This window comes from Nitrobacter sp. TKz-YC01 (assembly GCF_047824785.1).
GTDB lineage: Bacteria > Pseudomonadota > Alphaproteobacteria > Rhizobiales > Xanthobacteraceae > Nitrobacter.
Window position 1 is genome coordinate 258,345 of record NZ_CP181167.1, and the last position, 16,796, is coordinate 275,140.

15 protein-coding genes are annotated in these 16,796 nt (G+C 62.4%); 6 read left to right on the forward strand and 9 right to left on the reverse strand.

Features of this window, described 5'->3' with window-relative positions:
- Window positions 1-6: 6 nt before the first annotated feature.
- The 6 genes from ACMYR2_RS01225 (at window position 7) to ACMYR2_RS01250 (ending at window position 2,984) form a co-directional block, all read left to right on the forward strand.
- Entirely contained in the window at window positions 7-393 is a 387-nt protein-coding gene (locus tag ACMYR2_RS01225) for a hypothetical protein (RefSeq protein ID WP_416193534.1), read from the forward strand.
- Between the two features lie 73 nt (window positions 394-466).
- The gene (locus ACMYR2_RS01230) at window positions 467-1,036 is read left to right on the forward strand and encodes a head-tail connector protein (protein ID WP_416193535.1); all 570 of its coding nucleotides are present in this window, start codon (window positions 467-469) and stop codon (window positions 1,034-1,036) included.
- Window positions 1,036-1,386 carry a phage head closure protein gene (locus ACMYR2_RS01235; RefSeq protein ID WP_416193536.1) on the forward strand — a complete coding sequence of 117 codons (351 nt, stop codon included), beginning with the start codon at window positions 1,036-1,038 and terminating at the stop codon, window positions 1,384-1,386. Before ACMYR2_RS01230 ends, ACMYR2_RS01235 begins: the two co-directional genes overlap by 1 nt.
- Window positions 1,387-1,491: 105 nt before the next feature.
- Window positions 1,492-2,223: a hypothetical protein gene (locus tag ACMYR2_RS01240; RefSeq protein ID WP_416193537.1), complete on the forward strand. Its 732-nt coding sequence runs from the start codon at window positions 1,492-1,494 to the stop codon at window positions 2,221-2,223.
- A gap of 1 nt (window position 2,224) precedes the next feature.
- On the forward strand, window positions 2,225-2,749 hold the full coding sequence (locus tag ACMYR2_RS01245) for a 3TM-type holin (protein WP_416193538.1): 525 nt from the start codon (window positions 2,225-2,227) through the stop codon (window positions 2,747-2,749).
- On the forward strand, window positions 2,742-2,984 hold the full coding sequence (locus ACMYR2_RS01250) for a hypothetical protein (RefSeq protein WP_416193539.1): 243 nt from the start codon (window positions 2,742-2,744) through the stop codon (window positions 2,982-2,984). The genes ACMYR2_RS01245 and ACMYR2_RS01250 overlap by 8 nt, the downstream gene beginning before the upstream one ends.
- 87 nt (window positions 2,985-3,071) lie before the next feature.
- Here the strand turns inward: ACMYR2_RS01250 and ACMYR2_RS01255 are convergent, their stop codons facing one another.
- From ACMYR2_RS01255 to ACMYR2_RS01295, 9 genes are all read right to left on the reverse strand, one after another.
- Window positions 3,072-3,326: a hypothetical protein gene (locus ACMYR2_RS01255; protein ID WP_416193540.1), complete on the reverse strand. Its 255-nt coding sequence runs from the start codon at window positions 3,324-3,326 to the stop codon at window positions 3,072-3,074.
- A gap of 9 nt (window positions 3,327-3,335) precedes the next feature.
- Window positions 3,336-5,384 (reverse strand): protease Lon-related BREX system protein BrxL, encoded by a 2,049-nt coding sequence (gene brxL / locus ACMYR2_RS01260; RefSeq protein WP_416193541.1) that lies wholly within the window; start codon window positions 5,382-5,384, stop codon window positions 3,336-3,338.
- Between the two features lies 1 nt (window position 5,385).
- Window positions 5,386-7,659: a BREX-1 system phosphatase PglZ type B gene (gene pglZ, locus ACMYR2_RS01265; protein ID WP_416193542.1), complete on the reverse strand. Its 2,274-nt coding sequence runs from the start codon at window positions 7,657-7,659 to the stop codon at window positions 5,386-5,388.
- Entirely contained in the window at window positions 7,656-11,003 is a 3,348-nt protein-coding gene (locus ACMYR2_RS01270; RefSeq protein WP_416193543.1) for an Eco57I restriction-modification methylase domain-containing protein, read from the reverse strand. Before ACMYR2_RS01270 ends, pglZ begins: the two co-directional genes overlap by 4 nt.
- A 3-nt stretch (window positions 11,004-11,006) precedes the next feature.
- Entirely contained in the window at window positions 11,007-14,429 is a 3,423-nt protein-coding gene (gene brxC / locus ACMYR2_RS01275) for a BREX system P-loop protein BrxC (protein WP_416193544.1), read from the reverse strand.
- A gap of 11 nt (window positions 14,430-14,440) precedes the next feature.
- Window positions 14,441-14,986: a hypothetical protein gene (locus tag ACMYR2_RS01280; RefSeq protein WP_416193545.1), complete on the reverse strand. Its 546-nt coding sequence runs from the start codon at window positions 14,984-14,986 to the stop codon at window positions 14,441-14,443.
- Window positions 14,973-15,815: a hypothetical protein gene (locus tag ACMYR2_RS01285; RefSeq protein ID WP_416193546.1), complete on the reverse strand. Its 843-nt coding sequence runs from the start codon at window positions 15,813-15,815 to the stop codon at window positions 14,973-14,975. The genes ACMYR2_RS01280 and ACMYR2_RS01285 overlap by 14 nt, the downstream gene beginning before the upstream one ends.
- Window position 15,816: 1 nt before the next feature.
- Complete coding sequence (locus ACMYR2_RS01290) at window positions 15,817-16,023, reverse strand: ribbon-helix-helix domain-containing protein (RefSeq protein ID WP_113397339.1); 207 nt, start codon at window positions 16,021-16,023, stop codon at window positions 15,817-15,819.
- Window positions 16,024-16,198: 175 nt separating this feature from the next.
- A complete protein-coding gene (locus ACMYR2_RS01295) occupies window positions 16,199-16,414 on the reverse strand; it encodes a helix-turn-helix transcriptional regulator (protein WP_416193547.1) in 216 nt (71 codons plus the stop codon).
- Window positions 16,415-16,796: the final 382 nt, after the last annotated feature.

Below are 16,796 nucleotides of genomic sequence, written 5' to 3' on the forward strand. Positions count from 1 at the left end.
TCTGTCATGAAGGACGGTATCTCCGGCCTCGGCCTCGTTGCATCGCTTGCTCCCGCCGTGGTCACCGCCACGACCAAGGGCAGCCATGCCGATCTGCAAGGCTTCAATTCCGCAACCCTGATCATCAACACCGGCGCGATTGCCGGCGATGGCCTCTTCGTCGTCGCCATCCAGGAGAGCAACACGACCACGGATGGCGATTTTGTCGATGTGGCAGCCGGCGATCTGCTTGGAACCCTGCCGGCAGAGCTTGCGGCCAACACGGTCTACAAGCAGGGCTACAAGGGCACGAAGCGCTATATCCGCGCCGTCATCACCAAGACCTCCGGCACGTCGATTGCCGCCGGTGCGGTTTTTGCGCTCGGCCATCCCCACGACGCGCCGGTGTCCTGACAACATTGAAGCGATCAGCCCATCACTCGCCCGAACGGCTGGTCGCTTCTCTTTCTTATACGGACCTCGAAACGTGCTCGCACCCGTTCGCACCCTCGCACCAGCCAACATGCCGGTGTCGCTGGCCGAGGCTAAAGCCCATCTGCGCGTCGATCATGACGAACAGGACGATCTGATCACCGCCCAGATCAAGGCGGCGACGGCATGGCTCGACGGCTATGCCGGCATTCTCGGTCGCGCGCTGGTGACGCAAACCTGGCGGCAGGATTTTGTCGGCTTTGCCGATCACCTGGCTTTGCCAATATCGCCGGTAATTGCCATTGTCAGCATCAGCTATTTCGATGTCGGCAATGTGCAGCAGACGCTGGATCCTGGCCTCTACGATCTGTTCGCCGATGCGCGCGGTGCCCATGTCGCCCTGCGACCGGGGCAATCCTGGCCGGCCACCTTCCGTCGCGCTGACGCCGTCTCCATCGCCTTCACCGCTGGTTATGGCGCGGCGGCCGATGTGCCCGAGCCCATCCGGCACGCCATCCTGCTCATCGTCCAGCGTCTGTTCGATGGCGCAGATACCGAGATCGACGTCTCCATCGAGCGCACCGTTCATGCCTTGATCGCGCCCTACCGAAAAAGTCCGCTCTGATGGCCAGAATCACTGCCAGCGATCTGCGTGACCGCGTCAGGCTCGAAATGCGTGAGGAAGTCGATGATGGCTGGGGCGGCGTTGGTCTTGGCGATTGGGTTCCCCAATTCGAGCGCAACGCTTGCATCCTGCTCTCCAAGGGCGGCGAAACCGTCATTGCCGCGCGCCTGCAAAGCATCCAACCGGCGCTGATCATCGTGCGCTACGATGCCGAGACCGCAACCATCAATGCCGCATGGCGGCTGATCGAGACACGCTCCGGCACCGCCTACAACATCCGCACCGTCGCCGACATGGAGCGGCGCGGCCGCTTCATCACCATGCTGTGTGAATCGGGCGTCGCGACCTGATCACCAGCACTGCACGTCGACATCCCCTCCGTCTACGCGGTTGAAGCGCCGGCCGTGAATGGTGACGTCGCCCAGCCCGGAACATCGCATACAGGGAGAAAGACCATGGACCGTGCGCGTTTCTACGCGGCGCTGCGGCGTCGTGATTCCGACGTCTTTGGCACATCGCTCACGCAAGCGCAGGTGGATCGGCTGGAAGCGATCCTGACGCGGTTGAACGCAAAGCGCATCGAACTGGCGCAGGCGGCCTACATCCTTGCCACCGCCTATCATGAAAGCGACCGTTTCCGCACCATGGAGGAATACGCCTCGGGCGCTGCCTATGAAGGGCGGGCCACGCTCGGCAACACGCAGCCGGGCGACGGCAAGAGGTTCAAGGGACGCGGCTTCGTCCAGATCACCGGCCGGCGCAACTATACTGATTGGGCGAAGCGGCTGAGCGTCGATCTCGTCGGCAATCCGGCACTGGCCGCCGGGCTCGATCATGCCACCACGATCCTGATCGACGGCATGATGCTCGGCACCTTCACCGGCAGGAAGCTACCAGACTACGTTTCGGGCACGAAGAAGGACTATGTCGGCGCGCGCCGCGTCGTCAACGGCACCGACCGCGCTGCCCCGATCGCCGGATACGCCCGTGCGTTCGAGACGGCACTGTCCGGTGCGGGATATGAAGCCGCCGCGTCGCGGTCGCCGAGCGCGCCGACACCGACGACCGAGCCTGCACCCGTCGACATCGCGCCCGGCGCCGGAAGGCGCGACCTGCCGGCTGCTGTGATCCTCGTCCTCATCGTCCTGATGCTGATCGTGGCTGCCGCGTCCATATTTGGAGGCTGATATGAGCGCCCTTGCATCCATCCTGCTCGGGGCGGCAAGTGATCTTGCCGTGCCCGTCATCAAGAAGATTCTCGGCGACAGGCTCGGCGGCGCAGGCGGCGATATCGCCGGCAAGGTGATCGACATCATCGTCGAAAGGGCTGGGGTGTCGCCTGACAGATTGCCCGACGTGCCGACCGGCGAGCTGCAGGATGCTATCGTCGCCGCCGAACCGGAAGCCGCCGACATCCTCATGCAGCATGTCGAAAGCCAGCGACTGATGAACGAGACGCTGAAGGCGGAACTCGACAAGGGCGCCCCTCTCTGGACATGGGGCTGGCGACCGGGCTGGATGTGGCTGCTCGCCTTCGTCTGGCTCTACGCATTGATCCTGCGCCCGCTCGCCAATGCCGCCTTCGGCGCTGCAATCGAGGCCGTCGATCTCACCATCCTCATGACGCTCACCGGCGTGTTCACCGGCCTCTACATGGGCGGCCACACCGCCAAGAGCATCATGTCCGGATTGCGGAGGCATCCCGATGACTGACCAGGCACCGAAACGCTTCGAGGACCTGCCCGAGGAAACGAAAGCCTTCCTGCTTGCCCTGCGCCCCGACGAAGTGAAGACGCTCGATGACGGCATTCGCCTGGTCCGCTCGATCAGCACCGTGTCCGCATTCGTCAAATGGATCATCGTCGGCATTCTCGGCATTGCCGTCGGCATCGCCATGTTCGGCGAAAGCATCGCCAAGATCATCAAATGGCTCCAGTCCCCAGGGTGATCGGGACCGGAGAACGGCGGAGGCCATGCCTTGTTCCGATACATACCTTTTCGGCCCAACTGTGCGTGGGTGGTCAGTCCCCGCCGCTTACCGCCAAACCCTGTTCCGACGGCCCATTCGCGGTTCCCTGATATAGGACAGCTGCCGGTCGGTCTCGCTCTCATCTTCGCCGATCAGGATATAGACACCCGGCCGCTCGATCTCGGGGAAGGTCTTGCGTACCTCGCCCAGCTTGTTGCGACGGAAGGCGATGGCCTGGATCGTCGACATCATGATCTGCGCCACCCGAATGCCGTTTGGATCGCCGTCGAGCAGGAAAATATTGATTGAGCGGGGTTTCATCCGAAGCACCTAATCGTGCAGTACCTTGCGAAGCGCATCAGGCGCATCGGCATAGAACAGAACTTGCACCTTCGTCGCCACATCGTCCGATAGGTCGATCAATGCCCTCCGGCTGGACACGGGCACGAGCACAGCGTTCGCGCCCTTTTCCATGGCCAGCTCGACAACGTCGATCGGGTTGTGGATCGGCTCGATGGTGCCGCCCAAGGTAATGCCGCCGGCGATGACTAGGCCGCCCTTCAACGGCTTCCCGAGGAGGGCGGAACAAAGCGCGACGAGAACACCGACGCCAAGCTGTTCGCCGCTTTTCGCGGCATCGAAGGATCGAAGCTGGAGAGCAAATTCGTGCTCGCGCGGATTGCGCTCACCCACCAGCTCCCGTGACCGTGCATAGAGGTTCTGTTCCGCTATGCGCGCACTTTCCCGGAACGGCCCAGGGGGCGACTGGTTCAGGATACGGACGCCGCCGCCGGGGCTTTCCGTCACCTCAATGCGAAACAGTCCGGTGCTTTCGTTCTGGCCACCAGGGCTGATTGCCCAGACCTGGCCGGACGGCAGAGGGTCGGAGCCGATGCTGTCCTCGCTCTGCAACTCCGGGGTCGAGACGAACTTCTCGACTCCATCCAAGCCTATCGCGTAGCTGAATTGCGTGTTGCGGAACTCGGCCGAGCCGATGCGCTTCTGCTGCTCCTTCACACGTCGTCGCACTTCGAGGGCGAGACGCACCGCCCATTCAAGATCGTCGTCCGGCACGGCGACGGTCGGATCGGGATAGAGAAGCTTCAACAGGCCGGAGACGGTCTTGTTGACCGCGTTCTGATCGCGGCCGGAAAGAGCGCCGCCGAAATGGACCCGTCCCTGGAGGACGTTGACGCGGCTTTGCGAGCGAAGGCGCGAGAAGCACTCGGCGAGGACGTCGCTGACGAGGCCGAAGCGGTCTGTGAAGAGCTCCTTGCTAACCTTGGGAACATCCCATCCGGGCAGGTAGCAGTGGATGCGGTCCATGAAGGCGGTGTCGTTCCGCATCTCGGGTGGCATCGGCCCGAACAGGTGACCCACCCGCTGCTGGTGCTGCACGTCTACGTCGAAGTTTCCGACCATGACGATACTGCCTTCGGCGCGGATGCTCTCCCGGCCGCGCGAGAACTCGCCCGACTCCATGTAGCCTTTCATGATGTTGACGCCGTCCTTCTGGTCGAAGGAAATGCCAGAGACCTCATCAAAACACACGACGTCGTACTGGCAGACAAGACCGCGCTGGCCGTTCGCCATGTTGACGAACATGCGGGCCACCGTCGCCTTACCGCCGGAAACGAGGTGGGCGTAGGGTGAAACTTGTTGGAAAAGGTGGCTCTTACCGGTCCCGCGCGGGCCGAGTTCGACCAGATTGTAGTTGCGCTCCACGAAGGGGACCATGCGCAGGAGCGTCGTGTCCTGGGAGCGGGCGCTGAGAGAGGCGGGCTCCAGGCCGATACTGCGCAAAAGGAGGTCTTTCCACTCGCGCGTCGTAAGTTGGGCACGGCCGGCAGCTATCTTGTCCAGTATGTCGCGCGTGGATAGCTGGATTTCACGTAGGCTCAGGACCTCGAACGGCCTGCCGCCCTTCTCCTGTGCGATGCTGGCGTCGTAGCCGAGTTCGATCTCGGCATAGAAGCCGCCGGTGAGCATGCGTTCGTGGTCCAGGACGATCTTGTCCGAGATGCGCACGTCGTTGAGGCGGAGGCTCGGCAGGGTCGCCAAGTAGCTGTCGGTCTTAGCGTCGAGTCGGGCCGTGATGATGTCGATGATGCGAACTGAGCCGCGGTCGCGCGCCTTCGACTTAAAAAGTTCCTCTTCACCAGCGCGCACGGTCCGATCAGAGAGTTGCGACTGCACCATCTGGAGACCTTCTTCAATCTCCTCGGGCACGGTGCTGGCGCAATAGCGGCCAAGCATGAACTCAACCACATAGGTCGGTACGGGGAACTGCCCGCGAAAACGGCGAACGAGGTCCTTTCGCACGATGTGTCCGGGAAACGCTTCCGCTGCCTTACGGTCCAGGTCGTCGAGCTCGATCACGTCAATCCTCCCCGACCATCAGCGTGCGGTGGGCCAATACCCGACCATCGTCATCCAGTACGACAAGGCAGGCGGCTTCACGCTCATGTTCGTCGCTGACCAGGAACGACGTGCGGTCATGCTCGTCGAGAACCCTGCCGCCCTTGATCAGGCTCAGTCCGCTGGTCTCCGAACCGAGGCGCAAATCGACGCGGAGGTCGGCGCCGCCAGTCACTTCGACGCGCAGGCGGAGCCCCTCCCACCTGGTTTGTGCAATGGTGACGGCGCGCTGTCCGCCATCACTCGCCACCCTCAGGACGGGCAGGATGCATTCCTGCGGGCTGACGCCGCCGTGCGCATACTCATAGCCTGAATAAAATGACCGCGCGCCCGTCGCCGTCGCCACCGAGACCTCGGGGTTCCAACTCCACGGAACCTGGAGGTAGGACGTTTGCGCCTTGGCTTTGACGAGGGCGCAACGCGTCCGCTTGCCGTTGGGCTCCACCAGGCCGACATCCAGCGCCGCATGGGGCAGCCCGCCCGGCATCAGCAGCCAGCCATGGTCGGTAACGATGTGAAGGCTCCGTCCGGCGCGCACCAACTGAAGAATACGGTCGACCGCATCGCGGACACCTGCTGCAAGCCGCTCAGCTAGCCGCGCCCCCAGCGCATGCCCTTCTTCATCGAACCTGCCGGTCTCCGCCCAGAGCTTCGCGTCGGGGAGAAGTGCGCGGTCCGTTTCCCAGCCTTGCGCTTCCATCAGCTTGAACAGCACGGGTTTCGTCGCCGGCTTGCCTTCTGGGGACAGTGGTAGAACGTCGGAGGTGGTCGGCGGGCCGCTCAGCAGGGAGGCCACTGGCGAGACCATCGGCTTGCAAGTCGCCGTGACGGTGGGGAACCCGGCCCACATCCAGCTCAGTGAGACCTTCACGCCCTCATCTTCCAAGCGGCGGACAAGCTCACGGGCAAGGTCCATGCGCAAGCCGTCCACGAACAGGATCGTGATGGCACCGGGTCCAGCCTTGGGTGGAGCGGCGAGCTTTACCTTTCCAACCCGGATCAGCTCCTGGAGCGCGAGGGCGCCCTGATCCATCCAGGGCAGATAGACCGCACGTAGCGCTGCGGCGACGGCCTCGCGGTCGAGCTCGCGCGGCGCGACCGCCAGCGCGCGCATAGCGGCCCAGTCCACATCGGCGCCTGCCGCGACATAGGCTTCGGCCAGCGCGTTGCCGTCATGACTCGGCAGCGGCTCGGCGGCGGCGATGTTCGCGATGAAGGCGAGAGCCTGCGCCAAGGGTGCTTCGCCGCGCCGCGCCCAGACTGTCTCTCGCCGCCAAGCGTGCTTCGCTTCCAACTCAGCAATTCTGGCCTTGGCGGTCTCTGGCGAAAGCTCTGCCAGTTCGCGGAGTTGTTGGCGCAGGTCCTTTTCGTCCCGAGCATTCAAGCGGGGGTACGAATCCTGGTGCTCGAACAGCGTTCCCGGCTCTTCGAGGCTGAGATAGGTGACGACCTTGTCAAAACCGGTAGAGGCGGCGAAACGCGCCCATACCTCCGCCCAGCGCCCTTCGCGCTTGGCCAAGCGCCGCGTAGCATCCTGCGGGGACAGCTCGCGCGGATCGAACTTCAGCTGCTTTTCGGCAATGTTGGCGAAGGCCGCGAACCGCGCGGGATCGCCCAACTCGGTGAAGGCTCCGTCGATCCACTCGAGCATGTCGGCGGCTAGGTCGGGCGCGAGCAGCGCATTTAGCTGGTCCGCGTTCCAGCGTTGGCCGCGCAACTCCTCGACGGGGCGCGTGCAGATGCGCAGCGCCGCGTGGGAAAGCGCTGTGCGGGTCGCATTGTCGTCGGCCATGCTGAGCTTGAGCGGTCCGCGTTCGGAGGTGAGGAAGCCGCGCAGCGTCCAGTCTTTACCGTTGACGTGCCCGAACACGGTGCCTGCCACCGTGAACCAGACCAGCGGCTGTAGGAGAGCGGGGCAATCGTCAGCGCCCTTCAGCGTCTCGCGAGCGACGTCGGGCAGATAGAGGATGGGCGTGCTCTCCTCCGGGATGAGAACGGCGGGAACGGCTCCGGCAACTGCAGCGCGCAGCCAAACGGCCGGCCCCGTTCGTGTCGCCGCATCGAACTCGCCGTAAGTCAGCAGCTCCGGAAGCCGCTCGCGCAGCGCCGGCAGAAGGGGCTCGAACTCCCGATTGGCGTCGCACCACACCACCGCTTCCGGCGGCGCCTCGGCCGCGGCGTTGTAGCTTGCGGCGTCGTGCAGGGCGCTGACGAGGGCATCGAGAGGCGTCGTCACTTCGCCGCCTCCACCCGTTTCGCAGCGGCCTCACGCGCGGCACGCTTCTCGGCCAACGTGGTGTGATGGTCGTTGCGCCGCTCGCCCTTGAACACGTCGTACCAGGGCGCCGACGGCACGTCGTTGCCGCGATCCTTGTCCTTCAAGATCTTCGACAGGTCGTGCGCGAGCACGCCCGCCTTGATGAAGGGGCGGATGTTCTGGCGGACGCCGTCGTCGAGGTCCGGGTCCCAGCCCAGCGGCTGCTGGGCGAGCGACTTCCAGCGGACGAAGATGTCGTAAGGCTTCTCGCCCTCCAGGATCTTCTCCAGCTTCTGCTGGAGCTCGCGGCCTTTCTCGTAGCGCAGCGTGTTGTTCTCGGCCCTGGCGCGGGCCAGCCAATCGCCGAGCAATGTGTAGGTCAGCTTGCGCAGGTTGGCCTGGTCGAAGCGGTGGTAGTGGACAAACACTGAGAAGCCGTCCTTCAACCCATCCGAGATATGCCAGAGGAAGGGACGCTGGCCGAACAGGGCGCAGTGCTGGCGGAAGGCGCGGTCACGGACCCAGGCCTCGAGCGAGCCATCGCGGGCCGCTTTCTTGTCAAACGCTTCATCTGCCTCGGCGACGAGGCGGCGCTCCAGGGCGTCGGACCAGTCGGTTCCGAATGCGGCCGCGAGGTAGGCTCGCAGGCGGTCGACGAGAGGCTTCTCACCGGCCACGGGCGGAACACCAATCAATCCGTCGTTGTCGCCGTCAGGAAGTTCTTTCAATCTTGAAAGAAGCTTTTGCCCATCATCCGAAAGCCGGATGCTTGGATCATATTCTGCCGGCCACCGATATCCTGCAATCCGAGCTAGGAACACATGCAACGCTGTCCCTTTTTCGGCACGGGCTGGGTGGCCATGAAACAACCACTGCCTTGGATCGTGGGAAAAGCGCGTCCTGATGCTAGGGGTGTTGGTCAATGCTGATGCAGAGTGGTAATCAAAAGCAACCTTCGTAAAAGTGCCAGCCGTAACGGACATCTTTTTATCTAGAATGCGAATCTGCCCCTCAAGTTCTCCGGAGACGCAGAAATTCCAGATTGCATCCAAATCCGCTTCTTTTATTGGAAATACTACAGCTATGTTGTCATCGAAAAGCTCACCAAAATACGGCGTAAACCGCAACTGCCCAGCTTTGCCGATAGCCACGCCAAGCTTTCCAAAAGCCCGTTGACCATGGTGACGAAATCCCGGCTCCGTCGAAGGGTCGTGATTGGGGCGGTCCCACAAAACGATTTCTTCTCTGCCTGAGATAATTCGTCCGTCTTCAGGGCTGTTAAGCCAGTACTGATGGCCAGAGGCAACTTCATTTACCTCCCAAAACTTCCTGAGATAGCGATTGCCGTCCCCAGTTACGCTGCCCTTTCCGAAATCTGCATACTTTGAAAGCCTGCTCTTGGTCCTGTCATGCTCTACATAGGAGATTCGCATATCGGGGTTTTTGAGCATGTTTTCTTGGGTAACAAACTGTAGCGGACCAACAGCAAGCAGTTGCTTCTTGTTGTCTAGCGATCCTGCCTCACCAATTTCCTGACCATAGCTGAGTTGCCCAGAGGTTGGCTTTGTCTTCTCAATAATCTGGAGGTCGACGTTGACCACCTCGCCCTTGATCTGTTCGAATGCACCCGGTCCAAGGCGTGGCAGAAGTCGAAGAGAAACTTCGGAAAGCAGTCGGCCCCGCAAGCCCTCGTAGTATTTTAGGAAGAGCCAGTATTGCTGGGTGACAATTGCTGATGCGCCACCTCGTTTGAGGAAATGAAGAGTGCGTTCCAAAAATACGGTCGCTAGATCATATTTTGAAAGAGGATAGCGCTGCTCGCAGTACCGCTTCAGTTCGGGACCGTGATCGCCGCCCTTGAGGTAGGGGACATTAGTGATGACAAGATCGAATTTCTGATGAAGTAGGAAAGCAGCATCGGCCATTCCACGAGCCGAGATTAGCCCCTCTCTTTCATTCGGATCAGCAAGACGTGCTCGCTGCAGTAGTGGCTCAAGAAGACGCTCGATCTCTCGTAGTTTTTCAGATTCAAACAGGTCTCCGCCAGTAGGCTCTAGTAGGCTGCCGAGCACCGGCGCCATGCTGAACAGATCATGGAGCGCAAAAAGTGCGTATTCTAATTCAGTAGATCCGCTTGCTAGAGCGGCAAATTCCCGTCGAGACAGCGGAGGGGGTGCGCCAACCCACGCAATGTGTGGCCGCGGCAGCAACTGCCAGCCACCTACCTTCCAAGCTGTTAATGCCACTGCAAACGCCGCGATCTGCACGCATCGTCCGTCGATCTCGAGCCCATGAAGGTTGTCCCGCAGCACCGCCACGACCGCATCGGGCGGCGACAGATGTTCTTCGGCCTGCCGTAGCGCCGCTAGGATCGCCAGTGCCTCGGTAAGGAAGTGCCCGGACCCACAGCACGGGTCGAGCATTGTGATCGCCTTGGCTTCCTTGGGCCAGCCGGGGAAGGTGCCCGCTGCGGGTCGCCAAGGGCTGTCCTTGTCCTCACGCACAAAGCGCAGCATGTCGAAATCGTAGTCGGGAAGAGAACACGCCGCGCGCAAAGTGTCCTCGTCTGCGGCGGTTTGCGCAAGAGCCGTATCGGCGGCGAGTACCTTGCCCGCCCACCACGCCCCCAGCGTGTTGTGCAGCAGGAAACGCACCATGTAGGGCTCGGTGAACAGCTGCGTGACCGCAGGCAGCTCGTCGGCCCCGATCTTCACGCCCGATTTGTTGACAGCATCCTTCTCGGCCGCGCGCCAGAATTGATAGGTCCAGCCAAGACTGTCCTCGGCCTGGAAAACCTCTACATCGAGCCCTGTGACCAGGCGGTGCAATTTCTGCGTATGGACCGGGTCGAGCTCGATCGCGAGGACCGGATCGTCGATGCGGAAGACCGCCGGCAGCATCGAGGCCGCATAGCGCTCGGCGATCACCCAAGGGTCCGTGAGACCCTCTGCCTCGGCGAGCTCCCGGCAGTCCTCCAGCGAAACCGGCACGTCATACTCCGGATTCCGTAGCAGCCCGCGCTCGGCCAGAAACCGGGCGAAGAGCATACGGTGCCAGTGCGCGTAGGCGGCCGCTTCGACCAGCCGCTTCGTATCCTGCGTCTCGTCCGACTTATTGAATGCGTCGCCCAGCGCACGGGCATGGGCGCGCAGGCGGCGGCGCAGTTCCTTCTCGGCATCGTTCAGGTAGGCGGGCGCCTTGCCGGCCGCCACGCCGAGGCGCTGGATTGCATCGCCCGCGCCTTCCTCGGCGATGATGCGTGCGTCCTTGACCGTCTTTTCGAGTGTCCGGCGCAGAGCGGTGGGGAGGTAGCGGTTCGTCATGCGTCACACCTTCGGGATCACGGGACCGTCGCCCAGCGACTTGGCGATCCGCTCGCGGACCTTGGCGAGCCAGTCGTCCAGCTCCGCCTCGTTTTTCAGCAGCGCGCCCGGCAGGTTCACGGCGCGCGCCTTGGGCTCCAGCAACGCGGCGGCGGCGGCCAGGGCATCCTCTATGCGCGCCGGCAGCGCCTTTACCATGTTCTCCCACTCCGAGAGGCCACGTCGCGACAGCGCCTCGGCGATTGCCTGCGGCGTGTCAACCGCGGGCTTGTCCACTATCAGCAGCCCGCATTCCTGACGGATGCTGTGCTTCTGTTCCGGGGAGAGCTTCGCCCAGGTCGGATCGTCGGCGAGCCGCTGCTCGCCCTTTTGCCACGCCGCCTCCCAGGCCACATGAGCGGCGTTCAGCTTCGCCCGCAACGTGTCCGCCGCCGCAGAGATCAAGGGCGGCACCGGATCGGGGTCGGCGAGCAACGGCCGTCCGTCCCGCAGATCGTCGAGATCGCCCTGTTGTTCCGTGGCGCCCAAGGCGACCAGACGTTCCGCCAACCGCCAGTTGGGCAGTCGGTCGCCGATCTTCTGCGCGGCCGCCTTCCATGCCTTCAGCTTGTCGCGCAATGTCGCCGCGTCAGCCGCCAGCGCGGCAAGCAGGTCGTTGCCCGAAAGGCTCTTGTAGGAGGCGATGTTGGGGACCGTTTCCGGCTCCGGCGCGGGCGGCTCGCCACCGGACTGCCGGGCTGCCGTTTCGAGGCGTTCGAGAAGCGCCGTCAAAACCAGATGTTCCTGGTTGTTCTCGAAGGCGATGCTCGCGTCGGTCAGCAGGCCGCGCACCGGCATGCGTTGTGCGATAGTGATGATCGTCGTCTCGCCGCGGAAGGTGCAGGTGCCGAGCTTCTGACGTGGCAGATCGGGAAGCGAAGCGGGCTTCCCATCATCGCCCGTGACGCGGACCAACCCGGCATTGGCGAGCACGATGAGCGCTCCATCGACGGTATCTTGCGACCAGCCAAAGGGCGGACTGGTGAACTTGGAGCGCAGGTCCGAACCTTTCCGGCCCGGGCCGAGCTCGGCGAGCAGCGCCTTGCACACGGCATGGTTCTCCAGAGCCCCGGCATGGTCCACCGCCTTCATGGCGTCCGGGTCCTTGCGCATCGCCCGGTCGCGCACTTTGTCCCAACCTGGGTGGTCGCCATCGGCGAACTGCGGGTAAAGGCGAGCAAGTGCGTTCGTCGCCCCTTCCTTCACCGCCTCGCCTGGCGCACCGGCAATCAGTTTGCCGCCAGCCTGGTAGACACGGGCCTGCGCAACGGCCTCTCGGACGATCTCCTTGGCCACGGCCTGCGCCTTGTTGGCGCGGGATTGCATAGCGGACTGGGCCTCGCGCCCGGCGTCGGTCTGCGGCACCCCACGAACCTGCAGGACGTGCTCGGCGGCGCGCCAGGTTGTGAGCGCGGTCGTCAGTTCGTTGTCGCGGGTCGCATGGCGCGGGATAAGCAGATGTACAGAGGGGTCCGATGTCGATGCCGCCGCAATGTCCTTCTCCACTGCCGCCAGGTCTTCGTTCCACCCGCTTCTCAGTCGCAATGGGATGCCATCCGCCGGAGCCTTGTCATCGGGACGCAGGCGGTGGATGCGTCGTTGCTGACGGCTGGAGCCGTGCGTCACGCTTGCGGCGCCCGCCAAGGCGGTCTCGATCGCCTCGTCGAGCAGCTCACGTCTTGACCGGGTGAGTCCCGACTGATCGGCCAGGATGGCCTTCTCTTCGCTGCGATACGCGGATTCCCATTCCGCACTCTCCTTCGTCTGCAAGCGCCATTCCCCGCCGACCTCGATCACCGCTCCGTCGGCCTGGAGCTCCTGCAACAAATCGGGCACCTTGCGGCGCAGCTCATCCTCGCCTGCAAGATCGACGATCAGGAGGTCGGCAATGGTCTCTGCCTTTGCACGGACGCCGTGATGGTCTGCCTCCGGGGCAATGCGCCCCAGCATGTAGACCAGCATAAGGATGCGCGCCTTCAGCAGATCCTTTTCTGGCCCGCCGCGAAGCGCTTCGATACGATTACGTGTCTCTCCCGGCAGAAGGCCCGCGTTGTACGCCTCGGTGGAGAACCGCCCATAAAGGAAGTCGACGGGCACTGCGTGACCCAGCGGCTTGTCAGCATAGGTGCGCGCAGCATCCAGCGTGGTGCGCAGTTGTCCACGCAGAGTGCCGCCAAGTCCTGTGCGATCGAGCTCGCGCAGGATGCGCTCCCAGACACGGCGACGAGAGGGAAGCAGCGGCCAGTCGAGCACAGCTTCGTCGTCGTCCTGCACCGTATGCGCCAGACGGCTGCCATGCAGGTGTCGACTGATCTCCCCCGCGTTCGTGCTCAACATGCCGCGAATAGGCTTTTCGGCGCCCGTCTTCTTTCGCAGGACGGTCTTGCGGATAACGGCATCGACATCTGCTTCTCCGAGTGCGATCTGCACGGGGAACCGATCGAGAAGCTTTTGCAGATCCTGCACGTCGCTTAGCGCCTGTTGACCGGTCGCGACCAACAGCACGCGACCGTCGAACCGTCCCGCAAGCCGTTCGGCGATCGTCTGTATCTTCAGCGTCAGCCCGGGGTCTTGCCGGATGAACTGCTGCACTTCGTCGAGCACGATCAGGGTCAATGGCAACTCGGTTCGACCCAGCATTAGCGCTCGACGAACCATCGTTTCGAGGAGATCGACGGTCACAGCTGGCGGTTCGGGGAACTGTGAACGGAGCAGCCCGCTGAGGTCCTTGGGCGAGCCCGCCAGGTCTGGCTTGGCTTTCAGCACTGCGGCGCCGAAGCGAGGCGACAGAATGAAGTTGCGGATGTCGGTGTCGAAGGTGCTGCCCAGCGCCTCGCGTACGCTGTCCAATATGCCGAGATCGGCCAGCCAGAACGCGACCTGAGCCGCGCGGAGATCGCTTGGCAATCCGACTGCCCGCAGCACAATCCCAAGGGTGGCTTCGGCCGGATCGGAGGGGCCTGTCCCAAGGGTATCTCCGGCCGCCACAACGCCGCCCGCTCTTTTCGCCGCGATACGCAACTCCTTTAGCGGCGCGGCCACTTCCGGCGGCAAGTGATGGATCAGCCCTTCCGCCGTCGCGCCGTCGGAAAACTCAAGATTGGACCACAAGGCGGCGAGCATGCTCGCAAGGTGAGACTTGCCGGAACCGTAGAAGCCGGAAATCCAGACGGCTGGAGCGCTGCCGCCTCGACCAACGGAGCCAAGAAATGCCTCAAGAATGCGCGCAAGCCCGTTAGCGTAAGCGCCATCACAAACGAAGGTGGAGAGCTCTCCCCGCAGCGTTTCAAGAGCTTCCGAAGTGGGTGGAAATGAGATCTTGGCAACGCCTTGATTGGCCAGTCTGTACTCTGCCGGATCCGTGTGGAAAGTTTCGCGGTTAAGCATGGTGCCGCCCTTCACAATGCGTTGTCAGTAGGAATTGGGATGGCGTGGTAGTTCCAGCCGTCCCGTGCGTCGAGCAGACGGTACACGCCAGCGGAATGCTTTCCGGGAAATCCGACGAGGAGTCGCCCAGGGATGGTCTCCGCGACGCGACTGATCAAGGTCGAGACCCGCGCGACACCGAACAGCGCACCACAGCCGTCCACTGCCAGGATGTCGTTCGCGGTGCAGGAGCGCAGGGCATCCTTGATCTCGTTGACGAGACTGTCTTCAATTTCGGGCAAGAGCCCTCGCAGTTCAGCCGGTTGCTCTACCAACGCATCGAAAAACTCGTGCTGCCCGATCCAGGAGCCGAACCACTTGGAAAGGGAGACTTGTCGCCAACCGTGCCCGGCCTTGAGCGTCGCATGCTCGAACTCCGCAAGACGCCCTGTGAAACGCCGTTGGAGCGACTTGTCGTACCAGACGATCCAGACACGGCCCGCCGGAGGCGTATCTTCTGCCCAGGGAAGACGGACTTGCTTGCTGTATGCGTTGAGGATGTCGTCAAACGTGTTCAAGTTCGGGCACCCCCAGAGCGGCCGCCATAGGCTGACGGACGGATATTTCGGTCACATCGCCCGCTGACCGGACGCGAGCTAGCCCGATAGCTTCAGCACGCCGCAATGCGTCGAGAGCTTGTTCGGGCGCGAGGTCCAGCACCTTCATCCAGCCGGAGCTAAGGATGGAAGGTCCACCAAACCCGGAGGCCGTTGCAATGAGCGCCGCGAGGGCGACGGTCGGCGGAGTCGGCATCACTCGCTGCCTGAGTTTCTTGACCGACCCCTTCAGATGCCCGCTCTGGGTCCATGACGACGCGCAGTTCTGAGCGAGTGACCTCAGCATCTTTTCGCTGAAGCGTTCGGGAAAGGCTGCAACGAATGCTTCTCCAAACAATGGCCATTGCAGGGTTTGCCCCACAGAACCCGCGATAACGACAGGGGCTGTCTCCCGCAGCAACGGGTCGCGCGCCAGAGCCACGAGTAGTGCCTGCAAGCGGCGGCCCTGAATGTCGCTTTTCCAGATTTTCATGAGCGTCTTGGTCAGAGGCGGCTGATCGCCGAGCCCATAGAGCGACGCCATGTGCCTGTACGTCAGTCGCCGGGTGTTGCTAGTAGCCTTGCCGATTGCGTTCTCTTCTATGGCAGCTGACCGGAATTCTTCCGGTGTCGACACGCCGGCTCCCATCAGGGCTTCAAGCTCAGCGAACATCATGGTCTTGGACTGATGAGCTCCTCCCCCGGACAGCTTTATGCCGAAGGAGGAAAGCTTGGAGTCTTCAGCCCGCGCGCCGAACCAAAGCGTTGCCGTCTGACCAGCGTGGGTGGGCGATCCGCTGCTGCTCGCCATATCAGTCCTTGTTCGAAGCGCGAGCATGCAGAATGTCCTCTCCCTTATGGTCGGCCGATTGGGCTCGCTCGATAAATTGCCTGACCGCCTGGCGGATTAGCCACGAAAGTGACACGTCTCTTGCGACCGCGAGGTCAGCCAAGGCGTCATAGTCCTGCTCTTCGAGACTGACCGTCAGCCGTGTGGACTTGCGTGGGCGATCGGACATCGCATCCTCCAGCCATGAATTTTCCTGAGACTATTCGTTGCGTCATCACTTCGCAACAAAATGATGCATTTTTCATCACGGATTCGGGTATCTTAACGCCCCGCCGACGGTGATCGCATATGAGGGCGCGGCGGCTAGCCTCACATGCCGAACAACCGCCATCCTGGAGCTATAGTCACGCGCCCGCTTGCTGAGCCTGGCCAGGGTCGGAGGTGCTGGAGCGGACAATCGACTGCTCGTATTCCTCGACATCGGACAGGCGATAGACCACCCGGCCGCCTACTTTGAGGAACTTCGGCCCTTCACCAGTCCAACGCCACCGCTCAAGTGTGCGATGGCTGATCCCCCAGCGCACCGCCAGTTCAAGTTGGTTCATGCATGTTGCCTTCATTTTCGTGTCCTTTCGTCCTGGCAAGTTGGAATGCGACACGACGAAGGCGTGGCCGGAAAACACTATCAAGGTAATACTGGCGGGAGCCACAAAACCGGGGGCTTGCCGCGTCTCGTCTTGAAAAGAGAAGTTCCTCGAAAGCGAAGATTCACCTACGAATACGAAGGCGTGCTAGCGCGATGTGGGGCATACTTCGAGCGAGTTTGTCGAAGAGTCCTTTCCCTCCGCCACTATAAAATTGCAAACTCCCTGCATCCCAGTTTGACCGCCGAAATTCCTTTTGATTTCAAAGGGCATTAGCAATTTCGACCAAACGTCGGAGACTGCCGATGTGCCGATTTTCAGTCTCTGAACGGCTTGGGTCTCAAATCGAGTAAACCTC

Coding starts and splice junctions, on each gene's coding strand:
- ACMYR2_RS01270 (WP_416193543.1), bottom strand. CDS start 11,003: ATGACGAACCGCTACCTCCCCACCGCTCTGCGCCGGACACTCGAAAAG.
- ACMYR2_RS01225 (WP_416193534.1), top strand. CDS start 7: ATGAAGGACGGTATCTCCGGCCTCGGCCTCGTTGCATCGCTTGCTCCC.
- ACMYR2_RS01290 (WP_113397339.1), bottom strand. CDS start 16,023: ATGTCCGATCGCCCACGCAAGTCCACACGGCTGACGGTCAGTCTCGAA.
- ACMYR2_RS01255 (WP_416193540.1), bottom strand. CDS start 3,326: ATGAAACCCCGCTCAATCAATATTTTCCTGCTCGACGGCGATCCAAAC.
- ACMYR2_RS01250 (WP_416193539.1), top strand. CDS start 2,742: ATGACTGACCAGGCACCGAAACGCTTCGAGGACCTGCCCGAGGAAACG.
- ACMYR2_RS01245 (WP_416193538.1), top strand. CDS start 2,225: ATGAGCGCCCTTGCATCCATCCTGCTCGGGGCGGCAAGTGATCTTGCC.
- brxC (WP_416193544.1), bottom strand. CDS start 14,429: ATGCTTAACCGCGAAACTTTCCACACGGATCCGGCAGAGTACAGACTG.
- ACMYR2_RS01235 (WP_416193536.1), top strand. CDS start 1,036: ATGGCCAGAATCACTGCCAGCGATCTGCGTGACCGCGTCAGGCTCGAA.
- ACMYR2_RS01240 (WP_416193537.1), top strand. CDS start 1,492: ATGGACCGTGCGCGTTTCTACGCGGCGCTGCGGCGTCGTGATTCCGAC.
- ACMYR2_RS01285 (WP_416193546.1), bottom strand. CDS start 15,815: ATGGCGAGCAGCAGCGGATCGCCCACCCACGCTGGTCAGACGGCAACG.
- ACMYR2_RS01295 (WP_416193547.1), bottom strand. CDS start 16,414: ATGAAGGCAACATGCATGAACCAACTTGAACTGGCGGTGCGCTGGGGG.